The sequence below is a fragment of the Flavobacterium poyangense genome, from assembly GCF_011751075.1.
GTDB classification, from domain to species: Bacteria; Bacteroidota; Bacteroidia; order Flavobacteriales; family Flavobacteriaceae; genus Flavobacterium; species Flavobacterium poyangense.
The window spans coordinates 144,111-169,080 of record NZ_JAALLN010000001.1; the positions used below are offsets into that span (position 1 = coordinate 144,111).

Annotated in this window: 22 protein-coding genes; 14 read left to right on the forward strand and 8 right to left on the reverse strand. The window is 34.7% G+C overall.

The features are described from left to right. Positions 1-12: 12 nt before the first annotated feature. The 8 genes from G3A47_RS00570 to G3A47_RS00605 all read left to right on the forward strand — a co-directional run bounded on the left by G3A47_RS00570 (position 13) and on the right by G3A47_RS00605 (position 9,976). Positions 13-1,548, forward strand: a complete 1,536-nt coding sequence (locus tag G3A47_RS00570) for a serine hydrolase (RefSeq protein WP_166919424.1) — start codon at positions 13-15, stop codon at positions 1,546-1,548. Between the two features lie 233 nt (positions 1,549-1,781). Then, complete coding sequence (locus tag G3A47_RS00575) at positions 1,782-4,001, forward strand: RelA/SpoT family protein (RefSeq protein ID WP_166919426.1); 2,220 nt, start codon at positions 1,782-1,784, stop codon at positions 3,999-4,001. A gap of 253 nt (positions 4,002-4,254) precedes the next feature. Then, on the forward strand, positions 4,255-4,800 hold the full coding sequence (locus G3A47_RS00580; protein ID WP_166919428.1) for a hypothetical protein: 546 nt from the start codon (positions 4,255-4,257) through the stop codon (positions 4,798-4,800). A 184-nt stretch (positions 4,801-4,984) separates the two neighbouring features. Beyond that, on the forward strand, positions 4,985-5,443 hold the full coding sequence (locus G3A47_RS00585; RefSeq protein WP_026981862.1) for a Fur family transcriptional regulator: 459 nt from the start codon (positions 4,985-4,987) through the stop codon (positions 5,441-5,443). A gap of 92 nt (positions 5,444-5,535) precedes the next feature. Then, entirely contained in the window at positions 5,536-6,807 is a 1,272-nt protein-coding gene (locus tag G3A47_RS00590) for an adenylosuccinate synthase (protein WP_166919430.1), read from the forward strand. Positions 6,808-6,858: 51 nt separating this feature from the next. Beyond that, positions 6,859-7,443 (forward strand): NUDIX domain-containing protein, encoded by a 585-nt coding sequence (locus G3A47_RS00595; protein ID WP_166919432.1) that lies wholly within the window; start codon positions 6,859-6,861, stop codon positions 7,441-7,443. 42 nt (positions 7,444-7,485) lie between these two features. Then, entirely contained in the window at positions 7,486-8,982 is a 1,497-nt protein-coding gene (locus tag G3A47_RS00600) for a S41 family peptidase (protein ID WP_166919434.1), read from the forward strand. 106 nt (positions 8,983-9,088) lie between these two features. Continuing rightward, on the forward strand, positions 9,089-9,976 hold the full coding sequence (locus G3A47_RS00605; RefSeq protein WP_166919436.1) for a L,D-transpeptidase: 888 nt from the start codon (positions 9,089-9,091) through the stop codon (positions 9,974-9,976). 250 nt (positions 9,977-10,226) lie between these two features. Here G3A47_RS00605 and guaB read toward each other — a convergent pair whose 3' ends face one another. From guaB to G3A47_RS00625, 4 genes are all read right to left on the reverse strand, one after another. Beyond that, positions 10,227-11,699 (reverse strand): IMP dehydrogenase, encoded by a 1,473-nt coding sequence (gene guaB / locus G3A47_RS00610; protein ID WP_166919438.1) that lies wholly within the window; start codon positions 11,697-11,699, stop codon positions 10,227-10,229. Positions 11,700-12,130: 431 nt separating this feature from the next. Continuing rightward, complete coding sequence (locus G3A47_RS00615) at positions 12,131-13,534, reverse strand: DUF5723 family protein (protein WP_166919440.1); 1,404 nt, start codon at positions 13,532-13,534, stop codon at positions 12,131-12,133. Beyond that, on the reverse strand, positions 13,531-14,085 hold the full coding sequence (locus tag G3A47_RS00620) for a hypothetical protein (protein ID WP_166919442.1): 555 nt from the start codon (positions 14,083-14,085) through the stop codon (positions 13,531-13,533). The genes G3A47_RS00615 and G3A47_RS00620 overlap by 4 nt, the downstream gene beginning before the upstream one ends. Before the next feature lie 85 nt (positions 14,086-14,170). Beyond that, on the reverse strand, positions 14,171-15,037 hold the full coding sequence (locus G3A47_RS00625) for a beta/alpha barrel domain-containing protein (protein ID WP_166919445.1): 867 nt from the start codon (positions 15,035-15,037) through the stop codon (positions 14,171-14,173). Between the two features lie 730 nt (positions 15,038-15,767). Here G3A47_RS00625 and G3A47_RS00630 point away from each other — a divergent pair. Together G3A47_RS00630 and G3A47_RS00635 are read left to right on the forward strand one after the other, a co-directional pair. Continuing rightward, a complete protein-coding gene (locus G3A47_RS00630; RefSeq protein WP_166919447.1) occupies positions 15,768-16,373 on the forward strand; it encodes a SatD family protein in 606 nt (201 codons plus the stop codon). A gap of 4 nt (positions 16,374-16,377) precedes the next feature. After that, positions 16,378-17,094 (forward strand): DUF3307 domain-containing protein, encoded by a 717-nt coding sequence (locus tag G3A47_RS00635; RefSeq protein ID WP_166919449.1) that lies wholly within the window; start codon positions 16,378-16,380, stop codon positions 17,092-17,094. On the opposite strand, the gene G3A47_RS00640 is transcribed toward G3A47_RS00635, so the two are convergent. Then, complete coding sequence (locus tag G3A47_RS00640) at positions 17,080-18,114, reverse strand: quinone-dependent dihydroorotate dehydrogenase (protein ID WP_166919451.1); 1,035 nt, start codon at positions 18,112-18,114, stop codon at positions 17,080-17,082. The genes G3A47_RS00635 and G3A47_RS00640 overlap by 15 nt on opposite strands. Before the next feature lie 193 nt (positions 18,115-18,307). Between G3A47_RS00640 and G3A47_RS00645 the strand changes: the two genes are divergently transcribed. From G3A47_RS00645 to G3A47_RS00660, 4 genes are all read left to right on the forward strand, one after another. Continuing rightward, on the forward strand, positions 18,308-18,622 hold the full coding sequence (locus G3A47_RS00645; RefSeq protein WP_306783610.1) for a DUF6515 family protein: 315 nt from the start codon (positions 18,308-18,310) through the stop codon (positions 18,620-18,622). A gap of 170 nt (positions 18,623-18,792) precedes the next feature. Continuing rightward, on the forward strand, positions 18,793-19,929 hold the full coding sequence (locus G3A47_RS00650; protein WP_166919453.1) for a formylglycine-generating enzyme family protein: 1,137 nt from the start codon (positions 18,793-18,795) through the stop codon (positions 19,927-19,929). 121 nt (positions 19,930-20,050) lie between these two features. Continuing rightward, positions 20,051-21,328 carry a peptidase T gene (gene pepT, locus G3A47_RS00655; protein ID WP_166919455.1) on the forward strand — a complete coding sequence of 426 codons (1,278 nt, stop codon included), beginning with the start codon at positions 20,051-20,053 and terminating at the stop codon, positions 21,326-21,328. Continuing rightward, positions 21,329-21,916 carry a YdeI/OmpD-associated family protein gene (locus G3A47_RS00660; RefSeq protein WP_166919457.1) on the forward strand — a complete coding sequence of 196 codons (588 nt, stop codon included), beginning with the start codon at positions 21,329-21,331 and terminating at the stop codon, positions 21,914-21,916. Positions 21,917-22,206: 290 nt separating this feature from the next. Here the strand turns inward: G3A47_RS00660 and yajC are convergent, their stop codons facing one another. From yajC to G3A47_RS00675, 3 genes are all read right to left on the reverse strand, one after another. Continuing rightward, positions 22,207-22,482 (reverse strand): preprotein translocase subunit YajC, encoded by a 276-nt coding sequence (gene yajC / locus G3A47_RS00665; protein WP_166919460.1) that lies wholly within the window; start codon positions 22,480-22,482, stop codon positions 22,207-22,209. A gap of 75 nt (positions 22,483-22,557) precedes the next feature. Beyond that, positions 22,558-23,469 carry a transcription antitermination factor NusB gene (gene nusB, locus G3A47_RS00670; RefSeq protein ID WP_166919462.1) on the reverse strand — a complete coding sequence of 304 codons (912 nt, stop codon included), beginning with the start codon at positions 23,467-23,469 and terminating at the stop codon, positions 22,558-22,560. Between the two features lie 262 nt (positions 23,470-23,731). After that, positions 23,732-24,838, reverse strand: coding sequence for a Glu/Leu/Phe/Val family dehydrogenase (locus tag G3A47_RS00675; protein WP_306783607.1), 1,107 nt, complete (start codon positions 24,836-24,838; stop codon positions 23,732-23,734). Positions 24,839-24,970: the final 132 nt, after the last annotated feature.

The following is a 24,970-nucleotide window of genomic DNA, read 5'->3' on the forward strand; positions in this document are numbered from 1 at the left end:
AAATTTAAAATTATGAAGTACAAAGTATCGCTTTTAGTCTTATTATTTAGTTTTACCGTTTCCGCACAAATCACAAATCAGGAAGTGGATGAATTGGTCAATCGAACCATCAAAGCCTTTGATGTTCCCGGTATTTCCGTTGCCATTGTAAAAGACGGAAAAGTAGTTCTGGCAAAAGGATACGGCGTAAAATCTGTTTTAACCCAACAAAAAGTAGATGCCAACACGCTGTTTGGAATTGCCTCAAACAGTAAGGCCTTTACCAGTGCCGCACTGGCTATGCTGGTAGATGAAGGTAAAATAAAATGGGACGACAAAGTCACAAAATACCTTCCGGACTTTAAAATGTCTATTGATTATGTAACAGAAGAATTTACAATCCGCGATTTACTCACACACCGCAGCGGACTTGGTCTTGGTGCCGGCGATTTAATGATCTGGCCTGACGGAAGTGACTTTACCGCCAAAGATATCGTTCATAATTTACGTTATCTGAAACCGGTTTCCAGTTTCAGAACAAAATACGATTATGACAATTTAATGTACATCATCGCAGGCGAAATCGTGCATGTAGTAAGCGGTCAAAGCTGGGCAGAATTTGTTGAGACCCGCATTATGAAACCCTTAGAAATGAACGAAAGTGTCGCTTCGATAAAACGTTTAAAAGATACTTCAAATGTCATTACACCTCACGTTCCTGTTGATGGAAAATTAAAAACAATCAAAAGATACGAAAATCAGCTTTTTGATGGTGCTGCCGGAATTTACTCCAGCGTAAATGATTTGAGCAAATGGGCTATTCTACAAATCAACAACGGAAAATATGGCGACAAGCAATTGTTCTCTGAAAAAGAGCATGACGAAATGTGGCAACTACAAACCATTATCCCCGCAAAAACAAGACCTCCTTACAATACGCATTTTTCAGGATATGGTTTAGGCTGGTTTTTGAGTGACATAAAAGGTTACAAACAAGTTTCTCACACCGGTGGATTAGAAGGAAATGTAACCCAAACGACTTTGATTCCGGAATTAGGTTTAGGAATCATTGTTTTGACCAATCAACAATCTGGAGCTGCATTTAGCGCCATTACAAATACAATAAAAGACAGCTATTTAGGCATTAAACCACAAGATTATGTAACGCTTTACAGCGACAGAGTAAAAGCCAGCGAAGCATCTGCTGATAAAGTTACCGATGAAGTTTGGGCCACAGTTGCCAAAAATAAAAAAGAAAAGCTTAAAACCGATTTCAGTAAAATAGTGGGAACCTACCAGGACAATTGGTTTGGAAAAATCACGATTACAGAGAAAAAAGGAAAGCTGTACTTTGCCTCTCAACGTTCACCACAGCTGGCCGGAGAAGTCTTTTTCTACAAAGAGGGTAACTATGTCGTAAAATGGAACAATGCCTTTTTTCACGCCGATGCGCATTTATTATTTAAATATGACGAAAGCGGAAAAGTAGCAAACCTTAAAATGCTCCCTATTTCTGAACTGACTGATTTTAGTTATGACTTTCAGGATTTGGATTTTACGAAAAACTAAGCACAGGTTTCAAGTTTCAAGTTTCACATTTTACATTTTACATTTTACATTTTACATTTTACATTTTACATTTTACATTTCAGGTTTCAAGTTCCAGGTTTCAACAAACTTGAAACCTGAAACCTGAAACTTTTTCCACCTCAAAGCCCTAAATCTAAAATCAAAATTCCCCTCTCTATTCCCTTGCGTATGTTCTAACTTATTCTTATTTTTAGTACTTGAACTATGCCGTTATGATAGAAATAGATATTGAAAAAGAAAATAAAGCAATTGCGCAAGAATACAAAGAATTACTTCGGATTAGCTACCAAACTTTATCCCCTACCGACAAAAAACTCATCAGAAAAGCTTTTGATGTAGCGGTTGATGCACATAAAGAACAACGTCGCAAATCCGGTGAAGCCTATATCTTTCATCCTATTGCAGTTGCGAAAATTGTAGCCTCCGAAATTGGTTTGGGAGCTACCTCTATTGCTGCGGCCTTATTGCACGATGTTGTCGAAGATACCCCGATAACAGTTGAAGATATTGAGCGTTTATTTAACCCAAAAGTAGCGCAATTAGTTGAAGGACTGACCAAAATCTCGATGGTTCAAAGAGATTTGAATGCGTCCATGCAGGCAGAAAATTTCAGAAAAATGATTCTGACCCTTAACGATGATGTTCGGGTAATCTTAATCAAACTGGCAGATCGTTTACACAATATGCAGACGATGGATTCTATGGCAGAATACAAACAGACCAAAATTGCCTCAGAAACCTTATACATCTATGCCCCGCTTGCCCATCGTTTGGGATTGTACAACATCAAAACAAAACTCGAAGATCTGGGTTTAAAATATACAGAACCGGCCGTTTATGAAGATATTGTCAGCAAAATAAGAGAAACTAAAGAAGAGCAGGATGCCTACATCAAAGACATTTCTGATGTTTTAAAAAAATCTTTAGATGCCGAAAATGTCGATTATATTATAAAAGGCCGTCCAAAATCAATTTATTCGATTCGTCGAAAAATGCGTGCTCAAAATGTAAGTTTTGACGAAGTCTACGACAAATTTGCCCTTAGAATCGTTTACAAATCAGATCCTCATGACGAGAAATTTATCGCCTGGAAAATTTATTCTATCGTAACAGACCATTACAGACCCAGCCCAAGTCGTTTACGCGATTGGATTTCGTCTCCAAAATCAACCGGTTATGAAGCCCTGCACATTACCGTAATGGGACCAAAAGGTCGTTGGGTTGAAGTACAGGTTCGAAGCGAACGAATGGATGAGATTGCAGAAAAAGGATACGCAGCCCACTACAAATATAAAAACGGAGCCACAGAAGAAAGCGGCCTTGATGTCTGGTTGAATTTGCTTCGTGAAGCTTTAGAAAATCAGGAAACCAATGCGGTTGATTTTGTTGAAGATTTTAAAATGAATCTATATTCAAAAGAAATCTTCATTTTTACTCCAAAAGGAGAAATCAAATCACTACCAAAAGGAGCAACTTCTCTTGATTTTGCCTTTAGTATTCACTCCGAAATCGGAATCAAAACCAGAGGAACACGTGTAAACGGACGTCTTGTTCCTTTAAATCACGAACTCAAAAGCGGGGATCAGGTTGAAGTAATTACCTCTGCCAATCAAAAACCAACCATTAACTGGCTGGAATATGTAACGACTTCCAGAGCAAAAACCAAGATTAAAAATGTTCTGAACGAGAACACCAAAAAAATTGCCGAAGAAGGAAAAGAATTACTTACCAGAAAACTAAAACACCTAAAAATAACCATCAACGAACAGGTTATTAATGAATTGGTGAACTTTTTCAAGCTTAAAACAAGTTTAGATTTATTTTACAGAGTTGGAATTGGCGCTATTGAGAATCAGCAATTAAAAGATTATGCTGCTCAAAAAAGCAACACCTTTATCAATTTCTTTAAAAATAAAATCAAGAGAAATAAAGATACTGCTGCCGACGATATACACAAACCTATTATTAGCAGCAATTATGACATGTTGGTTTTTGGAACCGAACATGACAAACTCGATTACAAACTTTCACAATGTTGTAACCCAATTCCCGGAGATGATGTTTTTGGGTTTGTAACAATAAACGAAGGAATAAAAGTCCATAAAAAAGACTGTCCAAATGCAATCGGAATGCAATCGAATTATGCGTACCGTATCATGAGTGCCAAATGGATTGATTCGTCTCAGGAAGAGTTCAAAGCCATTATCAATATTACCGGAATGGATGTTTTAGGGCTTACCAACCAACTAACCAGAGTAATTTCAAACAATATGAGTGTCAATATTCAGAGTATTTCTTTGAGCACTGATGCCGGAATTTTTCATGGTCAGATTGCGGTGATTGTTCAGAACAATACCATTTTGAAGAAAATGATTAATGCCATTAAAAAAATTGACGGAGTCGACAAGGTAACCCGCGAATACCGAACCTAAGCCGATACCCCACTCCATTTTTAACTTGTTGCGTACAATTTACTCAACAAGTTAAAAACATGAATTCTAATTATAAAAGAGTAAAAAAAGAAATATATTTTTACCACATAGCAACTATGAGGTCTGCGACTTCGCTCAGACTGACAATTGAAATTTTAAATAAGTGAAATACTTTTTTTCGTTTAAAAAAAACTATGTTCCTATGTGTTAGAAAAGCAAACGCATGCAATAGACTACTTTTAATAAAATTGTTATGATACAAAATGATTCTTTAGAAATTCCGAAATTAAATTTTGACGCCAATGGAAGTCTAGTTATTGTCGCTTCTGAATCTTCCTCAAAAGATGATTTCGACTTTTTTCAAGGAAAATCTAGTATTCAAAACAAAAAACTAAAAAAAAGATTTGCCGATTGCAACGAATGGATTGAATTCCCTTCTACTCAGGAAATGTACAAGATTCTAAACGGAATTGGCAACATTGACAATTTTCTCGCTACTTTTGATGGAGAACCTTTTGAAGGCATGACAGTTCGTTTGTTTAATCCTGTAACAAAATTATGGAGCATTTATTGGTCCGATTCTACTACAGGAGTTTTAGACAAACCGGTAACAGGTTCCTTTGAGAACAATGTAGGGCATTTTTTTTCGGAAGATATTTTTGAAGGCCGAAATGTAATTCAGGTATTTCGTTGGGATGCCCGCGATACAAAAAAACCAATCTGGAGCCAGGCCATGAGCGATGACAAAGGAAAAACATGGGAATGGAACTGGTATATGTTTATGACAAAAATAGACTAACTATTTTGTTAGTATTATCTCAAATAAAAATAAATATGTTAATAAAGCTAACTTAAGCCGGTAAAAAAAAGTAACGCAAAACCCTTAAACAGGAGCTTTTGCCACGCATAAACTCCGATTTGAAAGTTAAACTTTGAACCTGAAACTTTTATTCATTAAAATAAAAAATTATCTTTGCCAGATTATGACACTAATTTCAACTGACAATACTAAAAATCAAGAAATTGTAAAAAATGTTTTTACAATGTATCTTGAGCAAAAAGGGCATCGCAAAACTCCTGAGCGTTATGCTATTCTTCAGGAAATTTACGATAGCGAAGAGCACTTTGATATAGAAAATCTTTATATCAAAATGAAAAACAAAAACTATCGTGTGAGTAGAGCAACGCTATACAACACGATCGAGTTGTTGCTGGACTGCGCTTTGGTTAGAAAACATCAATTTGGGCAAAATCAGGCTTACTACGAGAAATCTTATTTTGATAAACAACACGATCACATTATCATGACAGATTCCGGTGAGGTAATTGAATTTTGCGACCCAAGAATTCAAACCATCAAAAAAACAATCGAAGAAATCTTTGACATCGAGATCACAAATCACTCGTTGTATTTCTACGGTAACAAAAAGCAAAAACAATAGTCCGAAAGGAATTATTTCGAAAATAAAAAAAGAAAATTAACTACATTAATCAGTAGGGCAATTTAAATTGCCTCAACGCAAATTAAAACAGAATGACCGTAGACTTATTACTAGGATTACAATGGGGAGATGAAGGTAAAGGAAAAATTGTTGACGTTCTTACCTCTAATTATGATATTATTGCACGTTTTCAAGGAGGACCAAATGCAGGACATACATTAGAATTTGACGGAATCAAACATGTATTGAGAACCATTCCTTCCGGGATTTTTCATAAAAAATCAGTAAACATCATTGGAAATGGTGTTGTAATAGATCCGGTAGTTTTTCAAAAAGAAATTGAAGGTTTAGAAAAATTTAATCTTGACATTAAATCTAAATTGATCATTTCGAGAAAAGCACATTTAATTTTACCAACACACCGTTTGCTGGATGCTGCTTCTGAAGCATCAAAAGGAAAAGCAAAAATCGGTTCTACATTAAAAGGAATTGGTCCAACTTATATGGACAAAACCGGTAGAAACGGATTGCGTGTAGGAGATATCGAATTAGAAGATTTCAAAGAAAGATACAGAGCATTGGCAGACAAACACGAAGCCATGATTGCTTTTTATGATGTTGCTATTCAATACAACTTAGACGAACTTGAAAAAGAGTTTTTCGAAGCTATTGAAGAATTAAAAAAATTAGATTTTATCGACAGTGAAGAATACATGTTCCAAGCTCAAAAAGCAGGTAAATCTATTCTATGCGAAGGTGCTCAGGGATCTTTATTAGATGTTGATTTCGGAACTTATCCTTTCGTAACATCATCAAACACCACTGCTGCCGGAGCTTGTACCGGTTTAGGAATTGCTCCTAATAAAATCAAAGAAGTTTACGGTATTTTTAAAGCTTACGTTACCCGTGTTGGTAGCGGTCCTTTCCCAACTGAGCTTTTTGATGAAGTTGGTGCCACTATGGCAAGAGTTGGTAACGAATTTGGTTCTGTTACAGGAAGACAAAGACGTTGCGGATGGTTAGACTTAGTAGCTTTAAAATATGCTGTTCAGGTAAATGGTGTAACTCAGTTAATGATGATGAAAGGGGATGTTCTTTCCGGATTTGAAACCTTAAAAGTATGTACAGAATACAACTACAAAGGACAAAATATTTCTCACTTTCCTTACAACATCGAACCTGAAAATGTAACTCCGGTTTACAAAGAATTTAAAGGATGGCAAGCGGACTTAACCGGAATGACTACTTACGATCAATTGCCAATTGAATTAAAAGAATATATCGAATTTATTGAAGCAGAAGTTGGAGTGCCAATCAAAATTGTATCGGTTGGGCCAGACAGAAAGCAAACCATAACAAAATAATACTCAAAAACGCTCTGATAATCAGAGCGTTTTTTTATATAAAATTTGATCATGAGAAAAAATCCTGAAATTAAAATTACAGAAACTAAGTTGTTATCAGACAATTGGTACATATTAAACAAAGTTACTTTTGATTATAAAAAAGAAAATCAGCCTGTAGAATCTCATATCCGTGAAGTTTACGATCGTGGCAACGGTGCCGGAATTTTACTTTATAACTACACTAAAAAAACAGTAATCCTAACACGACAATTTCGCTTACCAACTTTTCTCAACGGAAACAAAACCGGAATGATGATCGAAGTCTGCGCAGGTCTTTTGGATAAGGATAATGCCGAGCAGGCGATCATTCGCGAAACTGAAGAAGAAACAGGCTATCGTTTAAAAAAAGTTCAAAAAGTGATCGAAACGTATATGTCTCCGGGATCTGTTACAGAGATTTTACATCTATTTATTGGTGAATATGACGAAAATATGAAAGTAAGCAAAGGAGGTGGTCTCGATGCTGAACAGGAAAATATCGAAGTGCTGGAATATACTTTTGATGAAGCTTATGCCATGATTGAATCCGGTGAAATTACAGACGCTAAAACTATTTTACTATTACAGCATGCTAAAATAAAAGGCTTGTTATAAGACAATTTTCATTATTTTAGATTTGAATTTAATGCTTTTATAATGTTCAAATCTAAAATAATACTTTTTCTTTTTCTTCCATTTTTGATGGTTTCACAAAATAAGACGTTAACAACAAACGAGTTAAAACAAGATCTTACTATTTTTAAAGAAATTAGAAAAAAAGCCAATTCCGGTCTTTATAAATACCGCACCAAAAAACAAATTGACAGCATTTATTCGTGGGCATTTAACGAAATAAAGAAACCAAAAGAGTTACTTGATTTTTATAAAGTAATTTTAAAAATTACCGATTTTGAAGGAAGTACACATAATGATACTTCCCTGCCCGATGGTTTTGAAAAAAAATACTTTACCGGAAACGGATTCTTTCCTTATCCCATAAAACTAATCCAGAATAAAATTCTTGTAAATTTTAAAAATCCTGAAATTCCTTTAGGCTCGCAAATACATAGCATTAACGGAATAAAAAGTGACCAAATAATTCGTGATTTTTATAAATACTATACCACAGACGGCTTTAATATCTCCGGAAAATCTATTGGAATAACTTCTACTTTTGCTAAATATTTTGCTTTAGAATATGGCATGCAAAATAAGTTTACTGTAACGTATTCTGCACCTTATGAATCAGCGATTTTAAGCAAAACTATTGCCGGAGTAAATAATGATGTAAGAAAAGAAAATTTAAAAAAACGTTACTCCCTGCCCATTGATAGTTTGCAATTTAGCAGTGCTCAAAAAGACAAATATTATTTTAAAATTCTCAACCAAAATACTGCTTTGCTTTCTATACACACTTTTGTAATTGGCCGTAATGCCAAAGACAAAGAACATTTGGCTTATAAAAAATATCTGGACAGTTGTTTTCAAAATCTTTCTCAAAACACGGCTATTAAAAATTTAATTGTTGATGTAAGAAATAATGGCGGTGGCACAGACCCGAACGACATTTTAACTTTCTCCTATCTTACACAAAAATCATATCAGGAAAATGCATCAGCTTATGTCACTTTCCAAAATATTCCTTTTCCAAATTATTTTGTTTACGAAGAAACGGAACCTCAAAAACAAAAAGAAGAACGATTAGATTTTGAAAATGAATTAAAAGAAGAATTTACCATTTTAAAAAACAATAACTATTTTCAAAATCAAAAATTTAATGTTGTATTACAGCCAGATAAAAATGCTTTCAAAGGCCAGATTTATCTGCTTATAAGCCCTCGAATTGCTTCTGCAGGATCGCTTTTTGCTTCATTAATTGCAGGAAAAACAAACGCTATTATTATTGGAGAAGAAACTATGGGCGGCTATTTTGGGCATAACGGTCATACACCTGTTGAATATGAACTGCCGAATTCTAAAATTAAAACACAGTTTTCTATCGTCAATTTAGAACAAGATGTTACCAAAAAACCAAATCAATTCTTTGGCAGAGGCGTAATTCCAAATTATGAGGTTCCTCAGACTTTTGAAGACTTTATGAAAAACAAGGACACGCAAATAGATTATACTTTGAATCTAATAAATAAGAATTAAATTATTTCTAAAGCAAAATGAAAATCAAATAAACAATCCAAAAAATTGTATAACTGATTTTTACTTTAAAAAAGAGAACTTTATCATAATAAAAAAACGACTCATTATGAAAAAGTTATTTTACACCTCAAACGCATTACTTTTATTAGTTTTAGGTTTATTGATTTCTTGTAATCAATCTAAAACCACTCGTAATGAAACAGCAATAAAAGCCAAAGAACACAAAAAAATAGAATATAAAAAACCAAAATCTGTTGCATATCATTTTGAAAAAACTAAAGAATGGCTAAAAACAAATGAAGCTGACAGCACTAAAACTGCAATAGTTTATGCCATAAACCGAACGGATAAAAAGAATTTAGCGAAAATGGATTCGATTGTGGTTCCTACAGATTTTAGCGGTGATCTCGTTTACTATCTCCCTTTTCCCCTGCATGTTACTTCTCTGGAAAATGTCTCAAAAGTTCTTATCTTCTCTTATCCGACTCAAGTATTTGCAGCTTATGAAAACGGCGAACTGGTCTATACCGGTCCGACCAATATGGGGCGAAAAAAAGATCCCACACCAACCGGCTTGTTTTTTACCAACTGGAAAGCAGAGCAAACAACCAGCACTTTTAACGATGAATGGGACTTAAAATGGAATTTTAATATCGAAAATAAACTGGGCGTTGGTTTTCACCAATACGAATTACCGGGTTATCCTGCCTCACATTCCTGCTTAAGACTCCTTGAAAAAGATGCCAAATACCTGTACAAATGGGCAGACGAATGGATTTTGAAAGATTCCGAAAATGTAAAAGTAAAAGGAACTCCGGTTATCGTTTTTGGAAGTTATCCTTTTGACACCTCAAAACCCTGGCTAGAATTAACCAATAACCCAAAAGCATTAGATATTTCAGAATCAGAATTAGAAAAACAGGTACAACCTTTTTTAAAAAACATTTTAGAGAATCAAAAACTTAGAGAAACCGACCTGACAACAACTCCGTAAGATGTAAGATTTGTTTTTCTTGGCGATTCCTACTATTAACTTAACCGCAAAGTTCGCAAATTTCCTCACGCAGATTTAGCAGATTGTTTTTATCAAAATAATAACGCAAAAAAATCAGCGTAATCTGCTAAATCTGCGTGCAAAAGACTTTTCGTCTTTGCAGTTAAAATTCAAACTCCAGAAATCACAGAGTTCAAAAAAAAGGCGCAAGAATCAAATCTTACGCCTTTGGCTTTATACAGAGAACAAATTATCTTGAATAATTTGGAGCTTCTTTAGTAATAGTAACATTATGCGGGTGGCTTTCTGTAATTCCACTTGAAGTGATTCTAACAAAACGCCCTGTTTCCTGTAAAGTCGGTATATCTTTTGATCCACAGTATCCCATTCCGGCACGAAGACCACCAACGAACTGAAGCATACTTTCGTTTAATTCTCCTTTGTAAGGAACACGACCTACAATTCCTTCCGGAACCAGTTTTTTAACATCATCTTCAACATCCTGGAAATAACGGTCTTTTGATCCGCCTTGCATTGCTTCTACAGATCCCATTCCGCGATAAGATTTGAATTTTCTTCCTTCGAAAATAATAGTTTCTCCCGGAGATTCTTTTGTTCCTGCCAATAATGAACCTAACATTACACAGTCAGCTCCGGCAGCGATTGCTTTAGGAATATCTCCTGTATAACGAATTCCTCCATCAGCAATTACGGGAACTCCCGATCCTTTTATAGCTGCTGCTACTTCAAGAACCGCAGAAAATTGGGGAAAACCAACACCGGCAACGATACGAGTAGTACAGATAGAACCAGGTCCGATCCCTACTTTTACACCGTCAGCGCCATTTTCTACTAAATATTTAGCAGCTTCCGGAGTTGCAATATTACCTACAATTACATCAATGTTTGGGAATTTTGTTTTTACTTCTTTCAACACATTCACGACACCTTCTGTATGTCCGTGAGCAGTATCGATAATAATAGCATCTACTCCTGCAGCAACTAAAGCTTCAGCTCTCTGAACTGCATCTCCTGTAACTCCAATTGCAGCGGCTACTCTCAAACGTCCAAAAACGTCTTTGTTTGCTATTGGTTTTTGAGTTAGTTTGGTAATATCTCTAAAAGTAATTAAACCAACTAATTCATATTTATCATTTACAACCGGTAATTTTTCGATTTTGTGACCTTGCAGAACTACTTCTGCCTGCTCTAATGAAGTTCCTTCTGCAACGGTAACTAAGTTTGTACTTGTCATTACCTCTACAATTGGTCTTGCACCGTTTTTCTCAAAACGCAAATCACGGTTTGTAACAATACCTTTTAAAATTTTATTCTCATCAACAATTGGAATTCCACCAATTCCGAATTCTTTCATTGCATTTTTTGCATCTGCAATTGTTGAAGTCAACGGTAAAGTTACCGGATCGATAATCATACCTGCCTCAGCACGTTTTACTTTTCTAACCTCTGCAGCTTGCTGCTCAATAGTCATATTCTTATGCAAAACACTTATTCCGCCTTCCTGTGCCATAGCGATAGCCATTGCACTTTCGGAAACGGTATCCATAGCAGCTGATACTATTGGAACGTTTAGCGTAATGTTTCTTGAAAATTTTGATTTGATGCTCACTTCGCGTGGAAGCACATTCGAGTAGTTAGGTACTAATAATACATCGTCATAAGTTAAACCTTCGCCGATAATCTTGGAGTTGTGTGCTATCATGTTGCAATTTCTAGTTGAATTGCGTGCAAATATAGTGAATAAATTGCAAACTTGTTTACTAACTTATTCATAAAATTCGTTTTACAAGAAAGGACTTACAAATATAAAAGTATGTAATTCTATATCATAATATACTAATTTCTACTGCTGGCCTGACTGTACGGAATAGTACACAGCTAAAATATATAGGTTATCTTTTTAAACCATATAAGTTATAAAAGTTCATTAAAGTTTTTCTTTTTCTAAAATAGAGTAGAAAATTCTTATGCTCGCTTAAGCTCTGCACTCAGTATTTGGTTTTGAACCATATAAGTAATATAAGTCTATTTAAACTTTACTTTAAATAATTAAAGAGAAAAAACACATCCGCTCCCAATTTAACGCATGCTATTAATATGAACTTATATCACTTATATGGTTCAAAACACGCGTCAATCCTCATTATTCTGAAAGACAAAATTAAAGCCGAATTGAAATGCCAGACTATTCGCTTTTGCAACATCTTTATACTCCAGAACATTATCGACCAGGGCGTAAAGATTAAATTTCCCTATTGTCCCGGAAAGTCCCAGGCCAATATTCTTTTTAGAAAAGGTATCAAAAGTATAAGTAACTTTTGCATCTAACTTTTCAAAAATACTACGTTTGTAAAAAGCCGTAAAAGCTACCAAAGGACCTCTGGGCATTGTCATCATAAACAACTGACCTCCAACATCGTTCAGATACTTTCGACTTACACTACCTCTACAATTACATTCCTCATCTGATCGGGATTCTCCGAACGAATATTGCATAGAAGAATAAAATTTAACCGGCCTCCAAGTGGTATATTTACTATAAAGTGTATCACGAGGGATGGCTTTTTTGAATTCATCAAAGACATTATCAGGATCATTGCTACCGGAAAAAATAGGATTAACCCCATCGTACTTATACTGCCCTTTATAGGTTAGAGTCTGAACATCTTTTGATTGTTTTATAAAACCAACATCCACAACACTAGCCGTAAACTGAAGATTTTCTTTGAAATAATAGGTAAGCCCGGCATCGAAACCTAAACCCAAACTTCCATTAAAGAAAGTATTACGAGCCAGATCACTCGCTACATTTCCGTCATAATCGTCTTCTCTAAAATTGGCAATTCCGGACGTTTTAACTTCCATATTGGATAAAATCGCCTGATTGTAAAAATTTGGCGTACCTGCATTTTGCCCTGTATAAATATAACCGGAATTCTTTGTTGATGTTATATTAGCACCACTTGAATAAATCTTAGCGCGACCACCGAGGACTAATTTTTCATTTACTTTTTTATGAAATCCGACATGTAATACCGAAAGTACTTCTGCTTTAAGATTTAAGTCTGCCAGATTAAATGATTTTCCTATGTAATTGCGATTTCCGTCTATTGCCAGAATGCCAAGATCTTTGGGGAAATACATCAGAAAATCGAACTCCTGATAGACTCCAAACGAAACATACGATTTACTGTCCCTGTCTCCTACTCTAAAACCTCCTGAAAATATTTCAAGCTGTTGATTGACATGCGTTTTATCGCTATCAGATGATTTATTTACAATTCTTCGGACTTTCTCATTAAAATCAACTCCGTTATCAGCAAATAAATCGTAAGCAGAAAAACTCTTAGATCCTATATTTGCTGAAACTCCGGACAATAATGGAACTCCGAAATAAAATTTATACGACACATCAGCACCCGGATTTACAAGTGATGATTGCGGAATAGAGGTAAAATTATACAATACTTCTTTATTCTGAGAGAAAGAAGACAATTGAAAAAACACTACTAAAAAAACAAACCAAGCCTTTTTCATTCTACTTCCATATAAACCGTTGCACCTGATTTCAATTTTATACTTCCCGGGCTATTTTCGTTTAGAGGCGGACCGGCAGCCATTTGTACTAAAAAACCAATCTTAGCCGTATTTTTTAATAAATCTAATCGCTGATTTTCAAAAACTTCTACTGGATATTGTATCACATTTGAACCTCCTGAATAAGCAGGAACCACCAGTGTTATTGTATCCAGAGTTTTATTATCCTCACTAATAAGCAATAGTTTTACAGTAAAAGCTCTCTCTATCGTATTGTTTATTTCAAAATTAAATTCCGCTTTTATCAGATCATTTCGCAAAAATTTCCTCTTAAAAACATCAAATTCCTGTACATCAGACGCTACGTCCTGCTCCACACCGTTATCAACAAATTGATTCGCCGGAACATCAAAGTAAGCCAAATTCCCCACTAGAACAGGATTTAATTTCAGGTCATCCACCTGCTTAAAATCTAAATCACTTGAACATGAAACGAAGAGTAATGGAAAAAAAATAAAGGGGAAAATTTTATTCTGAAAGTATAATTTCATGACTACATGATAATTTGGTTATAAGAACTATAACATTAAAAGTTAATAATTATTATTTTTTTTGCGAGATAAAGATACTTGATTTTTAATGATACTTCCCAAACAATTTTGATGCTTCATTATAAGCGCTTTCAAAACTTAAAGAATTTAGTTCTGTCCTTTTTTTATTTGCCGTAAAATAAGAAATCAATTTTTCGGTAGGCATGTTTCCTGTTAGTTTATCCGTAGCCATTGGACAGCCGCCAAATCCCTGAATTGCTCCATCAAAACGAACACATCCTGCCTTATGTGCCGCATCTATTTTCTCAAACCAGCTATCAGGCGTGGTATGCAAATGTGCTCCGAATTCTATTTGCGGGTATTTCAGAATTAAATTCGAAAAAAGATACGTAATCACTTCCGGCGTAGAACTTCCGACAGTATCTGAAAGCGACAAGATTTTCACTCCCATTTCAGACAACTTTTCGGTCCATTCCCCTACTATCTCAACATTCCATGGATCTCCATACGGATTTCCGAAGCCCATAGAAAGATATGTTACCACTTCTTTATTTTTTTTATCGGCAATTTCAAGAATTTCCGTCAGAGTAACCAAAGATTCTGCTATCGTTTTATGGGTATTTCGCATCTGAAAATTCTCTGATATCGAAAAAGGAAAACCCAGATACTGAATGGGTTCGTGTTCAGCTGCTAAAGTCGCTCCTTGCGTATTTGCAATTATAGCCAAAAGTTTACTGGTAGTTTGAGATAAATCAAGCTGAGCCAAAACTTCTGCCGTATCCTGCATTTGTGGAATCGCTTTTGGAGACACAAAACTTCCAAAATCAATTGTATCAAATCCCACTCTAAGCAAAGCTTGTATATAGGAAACCTTATTTTGAGTCGGAATAAAATCCTTGATACCTTGCATAGCATCACGTGGACATTCGATAATTTTAATTTCTTTATTCAAAGCTTATTCTTTTATGAAGGCTAAGTTAGTTTCTTTTTTAAAGAAATAAAAACTATAATTTTCTTTAATGCCAAAATTACTGTATGAGGTAACATTTTGCATTGTTACCAAAAAGCGTAACAATGCAAAATGTTACACAAAAGTGTAACATCTTAAAATAATCTGTATATTTGTATTGTTATTAGTTCTTTATTTGTAATTAATTCAAGTTGTTTAGTCTAAAAAAAATAAAAAGTAAGAACCAAAAAAAAGAGAAATGCTGATTTTTTGATTGATTTAGATCAATTGCCTCCAGTTTTAACTGGAGTTAAAGAATAGATTAATAATAAAGAGGCTTTAGCCAAACTCTTTGAAGATTCAGCTAAAGCCTTTGTCTCTTTCTTAATAAATAACCTCCAGTTAAAACTGGAGGCAATTCAAATAAAATTTGCATTATTTGTATTCGGATTACAAGTAAATAAAGTGATCAACCAGCAACTTGAATTAATTATTTTCTAACACATAGAAACATAATTTTGAAAACGAAAAAAGGCATTTCGCTTATTTAAATTTTCAATTGTCAGTCTGAGCGAAGTCGGAGAACTCATAGTTTTGACCATATTCTGGAAATGTACTTCTTTTTCAAACTCATTTTATACGCAAAATATATGTCTCTATATGCTAAGTTTAATTTTTACAAACTACACCTAATGGGTCACTATTACTATTTATTTTAATTATATTTGAATCTATGACTAGTGTAATCACAGGAGACATTATTGACTCCAGAAAGCAGACATCAAAAGACTGGGTAGAAGGTTTAAAAAAAATCTTGTCATTATTTGGAGAAGCCCCCACACAATGGGAAGTGTACAGAGGAGATGAATTTCAAATCGAAATAAAGAATCCTGAAGACGCTTTATTGTCAGCGATATTAATAAAAGCGCATTTAAAAGCCATTAAACTGGATGCCCGAATGAGCATTGGTATTGGAAACAAAACGCATGCTGCCGAAAAAATATCTGAAAGTAATGGTTCTGCCTTTATACATTCGGGAGACCTTTTTAAGACTTTAAAAAAGCAAAAAGTAAATTTAGCAATACGAACAACTGACACATTGATCGATGAGAAAATAAATTTAATGCTTCAACTTGCACTTACTTTTATGAACAATTGGCCTATACAAGCTGCTGAATTTGTAGCTATTGCAATAGAAAAGCCCAATTTATCTCAAGAAGAATTAGCACCGAAGTTAGGCATCAAAAGAGCTGCTGTGAGTCGCAGACAAAAACGGGCCCAATTTGATTTGATACTAAATTTAGATCGTTATTTCAGAAAACAAATAAACAATTTATAGCCTTATGATCTTATTTGTAAAATTACTTTTGGCCCATTTATTAGGCGATTTTATAGGACAGCCAAATTCATGGGTAGTGCATAAAGAAGTTCAAAAACACAAAAGTATTTATTTATATCTTCATATTACCCTTCATGGGATCCTGAGTACCGTTCTGGTCGGCGAAATTCGATTTATTCCTTATGCTATTTTTATTGCTGTTACACATGGCATAATCGATCTGATTAAATTACATTTTCAAAAAGACAGAACAAAACGCACCTGGTTTATAGCAGATCAAATCCTTCACGTTTTAGTTTTAATTGGAGTTGTTTTTCTCTATCAAAACAAATCCATAGACATCAACTGGTTTAACAATCAGTTTTGGATTTTAATCACGGGGATTTTATTTGTAACAAAACCAACTTCTATTTTCATCAAAATAATCATTTCAATATGGAATCCTGAGAACAGCAATGCCCCTAGTGATAATTCGCTGGCCAAAGCAGGAAACTATATTGGTATACTGGAGCGTCTCTTTGTTTTCTGTTTTATTCTGACGGGTCACTTTGAAGCCATTGGTTTTTTACTGGCTGCGAAATCGGTTTTTAGATTTGGCGATTTAAAAGAAGCCAAAGACCGGAAACTTACCGAATATGTTCTAATTGGTACCTTACTGAGTTTTGGAATCGCTATTCTTACCGGACTTATCGTCCAGGCCCTACTTTTACAATTGCTTTAAAATCTTTTTGTTTATGGCTTTTATCAAGGCCGGCCCTTCATAAATAAAACCGGTATACAATTGTACCAGACTTGCTCCTGCATTCAACTTTTCGATAGCATCATCCGCAGAGTGAATTCCTCCTACTCCAATAATAGGGAATGCTTTATTGCTTTTTTCAGAAAGAAAACGAATAACCTCTGTAGAACGCTTCGTTAGTGGTTTTCCGGACAAACCTCCCATTTCTGTTTGATTTGCAGCTTGCAATCCGTCACGTGAGATAGTCGTATTTGTCGCAATAACACCTGCAATCTGAGTTGTTTTTACAATATCAATAATATCTAATAACTGCTCATCTGTTAAATCCGGAGCAATTTTCAAAAGAATAGGTTTTACTTTTTGACTGCTTGTCTTTTGTTTTTCTATATTTCTGTTTTGCAATGTCTGCAACAAAGCTGTTAATGGTTCTTTATCCTGTAAAGCTCTTAAATTTGGAGTATTCGGAGAACTTACATTCACCACAAAATAATCGACATGATCAAATAAGGCATCAAAACAAATGATATAATCGTCTACCGCATTTTCGTTTGGAGTAACTTTATTTTTACCAATATTCCCCCCAATTAAAACATTCGAATTCTTTTTCAAACGTTCAACAGCCTCCAGAACTCCTCCGTTATTAAATCCCATTCGGTTGATAATCGCCTGATCTTCTTTTAAACGAAACAAACGTTTTTTAGGATTCCCTTCCTGACCAACCGGTGTAACGGTTCCTATTTCTATAAAACCAAATCCAAAATCAGAAAGTTCCTTATATAACTTAGCATCTTTATCAAATCCTGCAGCAAGTCCCACCGGGTTCTTGAATTTAATTCCAAAAACTTCTCGTTCTAAACGACTGTCTTTTACTCCATAAACTGACTTAATAATTGAAGAAACTCCTGGTATTTTTGAAATGAATTTAACAAAAGAGAAAGTAAAGTAATGTACCTCTTCCGGATCAAACCAAAAAAGTATCGGGCGAATTATCAATTTATACATAGTGTGTTGTTGTTATTTTTTCGGTGGCAAATTTAATTATAAAACTTGAAAACTACCCTGCATTTACAAAAAACAAATTCCCTTCCTTTTATTGCAACCTCCAAAAGTAAAATTCAGGGCACCCCTAATTCCTTTTGCAAAAAAAAAGTAAAAGAAAGATCTGTAAAATAAATACCTCAATAACAATCAGATCATTCATCAAAGTTTAGCCTCTGTTCAAACTGATATTCCCAGTGGTGCACAGACCGTCAATACGGGAACGGTTGATAATTACTATTACGGAGGAGCCTATTATGAAAAAGACGACAGCAATTACAAAGTGGTAGTACCTACTGCAGGAACAATCGTTGAAAGCCTGCCGGAAGGTGGCGAAGAAGTAACTATTGGCGATGTAAAATACATCAAATTTGGCGAAACATACTATCAGCCGGTTCAGGTTGATGGCAAAGACAAATACGAAGTAGCTCTTGTTGAAGAAGACAATAGTATTGTTCAGATAAAAAATTAAAATGGTTCATACAAAAACTATTTACTCTATAGAAATAATAGAATTTTTATATATTTGAAATGAAATTGAATACCTTATTAAACAAATTACATTTAATAAGGTTATTTTTTTTAGCAGCGCAATCATTATTATCGTGTACAACAATACCTTTCAATTCAAAATCAACCAAAATGAAAACTAAAACTTATTGGATTTTTGCAATACTTACTTTTTCGATTATCAGCATTGCTTTCGGTTACACTAAATTTATCAGTCCGAAAGAAAAACTGGTTGCCATAGATTGCACCGAAACTCCACATAGTAGTGAAGAATCTGACTTTAAACCCACTATTGTAAATAAAACTCCCGCCCCTACCAAAGCTCCAAAAGGAATGGTTTGGATTCCCGGCGGAGAATTTTCAATGGGAAGCAACATTGAAGACGAAAGTTTGTGCAATATAAAAGGTGTTACAAAAGATGCGGCACCTATTCACCGCGTTTATGTAGATGGGTATTTTATGGATGAAACCGAAGTTACCAACGAAGAATATGCCAAATTTGTAAAAGCCACGGGATACATAACCGTTGCTGAACAAAAACCAACTCAGGAAGAATTTCCGGACGCTCCAATAGAAAGTTTAATTGCGGGTTCTGTAATTTTCACTCCGACATCGGCAGCCGTAAACCTGAACGATTTTCTTCAATGGTGGGCTTACATTGGAGGAACCGACTGGAAACATCCGGAAGGACCAAAAAGCACCATAAAAGGAAGAGAAAAATACCCCGTGGTTCAAATCGCCTACGAAGACGCAACGGCTTACGCAAAATGGGCAGGAAAGAGACTTCCAACTGAAGCAGAATGGGAATTTGCAGCCCGAGGCGGAAAAACAGGAAACTTATACTCCTGGGGAAATACTCTAAAACCAAATGGCAAATTTCAAGCCAACATTTATCAGGGACACTTCCCTATTAAAGACGGCGACACTGGAGAAGACGGATTTAAAGGAATCGCACCAACAGCACAATTCAAACCAAACGCATATGGACTCTACGATATGGCCGGAAATGTATGGGAATGGGTAAACGACTGGTACAGCCCTAGTTATTACAACGAATTAAACAGCAACCAAAAAGTAACCAGAAATCCACAAGGACCAGAAGCTTACAACGACCCCAGCGATCCAACAGAGAAAAAAAGAGTGCATCGTGGAGGATCCTTTTTATGCACCGATCAGTATTGCACCCGCTATATGGTTGGCACCAGAGGAAAAGGAGAAATCAGATCAGCAGCCAATCATCTTGGCTTTAGATGCGTAAAAAGCATTTAAAAATACAACACATCAAAAAGGATTCTTCAATACAGTATCCTTTTTGATTAAAATATAGATATGTATGAGCTCTAATTTTACAGCTAAGAAAAATGTCTATATTTGCTAAAAAAAAATAAAAATGCAACATATTATTGATCGTTTTATCAGTTATGTAACAATTGATACAGAATCTGATCCAAATTCAAAAACAACTCCAAGTACAGCAAAACAATGGGATCTTGCCAATAAACTGGTCGAAGAGCTAAAAACAATTGGCCTGGAAGACGTTACTATAGACGAAAAAGCATACATCATGGCTACGTTGCCAAGTAATGTTGCCCATGAAGTCCCTACAATTGGATTCATTTCACATTTCGATACTTCTCCGGATTTTAGCGGAGCAAACGTAAAACCTCAAATCGTTGAGAATTACGACGGAAAAGACATTGTGCTAAATGCTGAAAAAAACATCATTTTATCGCCTGATTATTTCAAAGATTTACTGCAATACAAAGGTCAGACTATTATCACCACTGACGGAACAACACTTTTAGGTGCCGATGATAAAGCCGGAATTACAGAGATTGTTTCCGCAATGGAATACCTGGTACAACATCCGGAAATTAAACATGGTAAAATCAGAATTGGATTTACACCTGACGAAGAAATTGGTCGTGGAGCACATCATTTTGACGTAGAAAAGTTCGGAGCACAATGGGCTTACACCATGGACGGAAGCCAGGTTGGCGAACTGGAATACGAAAACTTTAACGCTGCGGGAGCCAAAATTATTTTTAAAGGAAAAAGTGTTCACCCGGGTTACGCCAAAGGAAAAATGATCAATTCGATGTTAATTGCGAATGATTTTATCAATGAACTTCCAAAAGACGAAACACCACAACAAACCAAAGGATATGAAGGCTTTTTTCACGTTCATCATATCTCGGGACACATTGAAGAAACCGTTTTAGAACTTATTATTCGCGACCACAACAGAAAGAAATTCGAAAAACGAAAAGAATTAATCGCAAAAATTGCAAAGAAAATCAATAAAAAATTCACCAAAAAGTTCGGTGAAGACATTGTAACTATTGAGGTAAAAGACCAATATTACAACATGAAAGAAAAAGTACTTCCTGTAAAATATGTCGTTGATATAGCCGAAAAAGCAATGCGGGAACTGGATATAAAACCAATCATAAAACCTATTCGTGGCGGAACAGACGGTTCGCAGCTATCCTTTATGGGATTACCATGCCCTAATATTTTTGCAGGTGGTCACAACTTTCATGGCAAATATGAATATGTTCCTGCAGAAAGCATTCAAAAAGCAACTAATGTCATTATAAAAATTGCTGAATTAACAGCAGTACCGGGAATTTTTGATACTCCGGAAAAACCTAAAAAAAGAAAATAATTGGAACCAAAATCCGACAAAAAACACGTTTGGGACAAAGTCAATAATTGGGAGGAAGAACTTCTTCTTCTTCAATCAATTATTGACAAAACCGAACTGACCGAAACCGTAAAATGGGGCGTCCCGGTTTATGTTTACAATAAAAAAAATGTCATAGGAATTGCCGGCTTTAAAGAGTATTTTACCATTTGGTTTTACAATGGTGTTTTTCTCAAAGATGAGAAAAAGAAACTCATCAATGCACAGGAAGACAAAACAAAATCATTGCGTCAATGGCGTTTTACCTCTAAAGAAGAAGTAAACGAAAAAGAGATTCTGGACTATATACTGGAAGCCATTGAAAATGAAAAACAAGGAAAAGTAATCAAACCAACAAAAAAAGAACCAATCGTTTCTGAATTGCTGGAAAAAGAAATGAGTCAGAATCAAGCTCTGGCCGAAGCTTTTCAGACCTTTTCTCCCTACAAACAACATGAGTTTTTAGAATATATTGAAACCGCAAAACAGGAAAAAACCAAGCTTTCAAGAATAGAGAAAATAATCCCTATGATTTTACAGCATATTGGATTGAATGATAAATACAGGTAATTTAAATTCCAAGTTTTTTAAATTCAAAATTCCAATTGGCTGCGATTTTTGTCATTCCGAAGAATGAGGAATCGCACTAGAAACTCCATACAGAATGTTACCAATCTTTGCCGAATTGCGTGTGTGATTTACTTCGTCTATTCGCTATCGCTCGGGTCTCCTGCGTCGAAATGACAATTAAACAACAATTCCGTCATCTACGGAAATAAAAGAACTAAAACAAAAAATCCCAAATTCCACTACAAAAATTGGAATTTGGGATTTTAAAAATTTTGGAATTTCAAAAAAGCTTATGCCTTTTTATTCAAAGCAGCACTCATTTCCATAGAAATTGCTGAACGCTCTAATTTTAATTTTCCTGACATTGTTTCGATAACTACAGTAGTTTCTGCTAGTTCAACTACTTTACCATGGAAACCACTTTTTGTAATTATTTTGTCACCTACTTTTAGGTTGCTTTCAAATTCTTTTTCGTTTTTTGCTCTTTTTTGCTGCGGTCTGATCATAAAAAAATAGATTACCACAAACATTAATAGAAATGGCGCAAATTGAGTTAATTGTCCCATGATTTAAATTCTTTTTGTTTATTATTAATATTCTTTTTGGAATTTGGCATTTTAAAAATTGCTGTTATTGCAATTTTACATCAAACCTCTACCAACTTTAATCATCTTTTTGTTAGCTTCCAGCTCTTTAACTAAATTATCCAAAATTCCGTTGATAAAAATACTACTTTTTGGTGTAGAATACTCTTTAGCAATTTCTAAATATTCGTTAAGAGTTACTTTTACCGGAATTGAAGGGAATTTCAAAAATTCACAAATTGCCATTTTCAGGATAATGGTATCAATTTCAGCAATCCTTTCACTGTCCCAATTAGGTGTTTTATCATCATATTCTTTTGCAAAAACCGATTCATTCAAAACAGTTCTTCTGAATAAATCTTTTGCAAAATCTTTATCCTCGACATCTTTATACAATCTAGGCACTCTAAAATCGTCCGGATCTTGCGTTTTAATAGCTTTCAATTGCTTGATAATATGTGTATTTACAACCGGAATATCATCAACCCATGTTAACTTATCGTCTTCCAGATACTCATACAATTTATCATTCGGAACAATAACATCAGCAAACAAATCAATTACAAATTGTCTGTCTTCTTCAAAAGTATTTGTTGAATTGCTCATGTATTTAGCATACAATTCGCTTGATTTAATATCGTTTAAAAGCAATATGATATAATCATCATTTAATGACCAGTTATTGATTTTACGATTTTCTAAAGCAATACTAAGTGAATTGCTTTCGGCAAGAAGTTGAAAAATTTTGTTATTGATAAATTTTTCATTCGGATTACGTTCTGCAGCAGTTGCAAGATGTTTTTTACTTGAAAGATGTAAAAAAACAGACTCTTTTTTACAAATTTCTATCAATGAAGATAGCATTATAAGATATAAGTCCTGAATATTATCTATGCTGTAAAAAAGAAACTTCTCTTCTTTTTCCATATTATCAGAACCGCTTTGATGCATTGCATAAATGGACTGCATTACTTTAACGCGTATGTGTCTTCTATTTACCACCTTGTAAGAACATTTTAAAATTAGGGTGCAAAAATAAGAATTAAACAGGTTATAATAAAATTTAATCCAATAAAAAACACAATTCGTAAACAATTAAGTTTTAATCGTAAAAAAAAGTCTCAGTTTCAATCTCACTCGCAGCATTCAGATGACTTCAAAAATTGCAATTGAAACCGTGACTGAGACAGCGACAGGGACTATAACTGAGACTAAATTATAAACTTAAAAACTACTTTTTAGCGTTCTCGATTTTTCTTTGATCGATACGATTCTGAGCAATTGTAAGTGCAGCTTTATGCGTAGTGATTCCGTTTTTCACAGCATAATCGATAATTTCTAAAGTAGTATTGTAGATATTTTCGGTTTTGCTCATGATTTCAGCTTTACCATAATGCTCTAATTCCGCATAAACGTTGATAATTCCACCAGCGTTGATTAAGAAATCCGGTGCATATAAAATACCTCTTTCCTGCAATCTTGCTCCGTGCACATTCTCATCCGCTAATTGATTATTTGCTGCTCCGGCAATAACTTTTGCTTTAATTTTGTTTACAGTATCATCATTGATTGTTGCTCCCATTGCACACGGTGCATAGATATCAACATCTGCAGTATATAAATCTTCTCCGGTATAAATTGTAGCATTGTATTTTGAAGCTACCTGATACAATTTTTCTTCGTTGATATCTGTAATGGTCACCTGCGCTCCTTCTTTAGTCAAATACTCAACCAAAGTTTCTCCCACGTGTCCGATTCCCTGAACCAAAACTTTTTTACCATCTAAAACATCAGAACCAAACTGGCTTTTTGCAGCCGCTTTCATTCCTAAATAAACACCATAAGCTGTTACAGGAGAAGGATTTCCTGAACCACCTCTTTCTTCAGAGATTCCGGTAACATAAGGCGTTACGTCTCTTACAGTATCCATATCTTTAGTCTCCATTCCAACATCTTCAGCTGTAATATATCTACCACCTAAAGAGTGAACAAATTCACCAAACTTACGCATTAACTCAGGAGTTTTTTGCGTTTTGGCATCACCTATAATTACTGCTTTTCCCCCACCAATATTCAGTCCGGTAATTGCAGATTTATAAGTCATACCTCTTGAAAGACGCAAAACATCGTTTAAAGCTTCCCATTCAGTATTATAATTCCACATTCTAGTACCTCCTAAAGCTGGTCCCATAACTGAATTATGAATACCAATAATTGCTTTTAAACCTGTATCTTTGTCATTGCAAAATACAATTTGTTCGTGATCGTTAAAAGATAACTGACCAAAAACAGGATCCATTTTTTGAAGTTCCTTTCCGGTTGTGAAAGTTGCATCCATAGCGCTACTATTTATTTGTTAAAATTATGAATTTGTCAAAAAGACATCTCAAACATAAACAAAAAATACACATGTGCTAATTTTTTGTCTTTAGAATAACAAATTAACAATCAATTTATTGTGAGTAAATTG

Excerpts from the sequence above, each read along its gene's own strand:
- G3A47_RS00570 (WP_166919424.1), top strand. The coding sequence starts at position 13 with ATGAAGTACAAAGTATCGCTTTTAGTCTTATTATTTAGTTTTACCGTT.
- G3A47_RS00575 (WP_166919426.1), top strand. The coding sequence starts at position 1,782 with ATGATAGAAATAGATATTGAAAAAGAAAATAAAGCAATTGCGCAAGAA.
- G3A47_RS00580 (WP_166919428.1), top strand. The coding sequence starts at position 4,255 with ATGATACAAAATGATTCTTTAGAAATTCCGAAATTAAATTTTGACGCC.
- G3A47_RS00585 (WP_026981862.1), top strand. The coding sequence starts at position 4,985 with ATGACACTAATTTCAACTGACAATACTAAAAATCAAGAAATTGTAAAA.
- G3A47_RS00590 (WP_166919430.1), top strand. The coding sequence starts at position 5,536 with ATGACCGTAGACTTATTACTAGGATTACAATGGGGAGATGAAGGTAAA.
- G3A47_RS00595 (WP_166919432.1), top strand. The coding sequence starts at position 6,859 with ATGAGAAAAAATCCTGAAATTAAAATTACAGAAACTAAGTTGTTATCA.
- G3A47_RS00600 (WP_166919434.1), top strand. The coding sequence starts at position 7,486 with ATGTTCAAATCTAAAATAATACTTTTTCTTTTTCTTCCATTTTTGATG.
- G3A47_RS00605 (WP_166919436.1), top strand. The coding sequence starts at position 9,089 with ATGAAAAAGTTATTTTACACCTCAAACGCATTACTTTTATTAGTTTTA.
- guaB (WP_166919438.1), bottom strand. The coding sequence starts at position 11,699 with ATGATAGCACACAACTCCAAGATTATCGGCGAAGGTTTAACTTATGAC.
- G3A47_RS00615 (WP_166919440.1), bottom strand. The coding sequence starts at position 13,534 with ATGAAAAAGGCTTGGTTTGTTTTTTTAGTAGTGTTTTTTCAATTGTCT.
- G3A47_RS00620 (WP_166919442.1), bottom strand. The coding sequence starts at position 14,085 with ATGAAATTATACTTTCAGAATAAAATTTTCCCCTTTATTTTTTTTCCA.
- G3A47_RS00630 (WP_166919447.1), top strand. The coding sequence starts at position 15,768 with ATGACTAGTGTAATCACAGGAGACATTATTGACTCCAGAAAGCAGACA.
- G3A47_RS00635 (WP_166919449.1), top strand. The coding sequence starts at position 16,378 with ATGATCTTATTTGTAAAATTACTTTTGGCCCATTTATTAGGCGATTTT.
- G3A47_RS00640 (WP_166919451.1), bottom strand. The coding sequence starts at position 18,114 with ATGTATAAATTGATAATTCGCCCGATACTTTTTTGGTTTGATCCGGAA.
- G3A47_RS00650 (WP_166919453.1), top strand. The coding sequence starts at position 18,793 with ATGAAAACTAAAACTTATTGGATTTTTGCAATACTTACTTTTTCGATT.
- pepT (WP_166919455.1), top strand. The coding sequence starts at position 20,051 with ATGCAACATATTATTGATCGTTTTATCAGTTATGTAACAATTGATACA.
- yajC (WP_166919460.1), bottom strand. The coding sequence starts at position 22,482 with ATGGGACAATTAACTCAATTTGCGCCATTTCTATTAATGTTTGTGGTA.
- nusB (WP_166919462.1), bottom strand. The coding sequence starts at position 23,469 with ATGCAGTCCATTTATGCAATGCATCAAAGCGGTTCTGATAATATGGAA.
- G3A47_RS00675 (WP_306783607.1), bottom strand. The coding sequence starts at position 24,838 with ATGGATGCAACTTTCACAACCGGAAAGGAACTTCAAAAAATGGATCCT.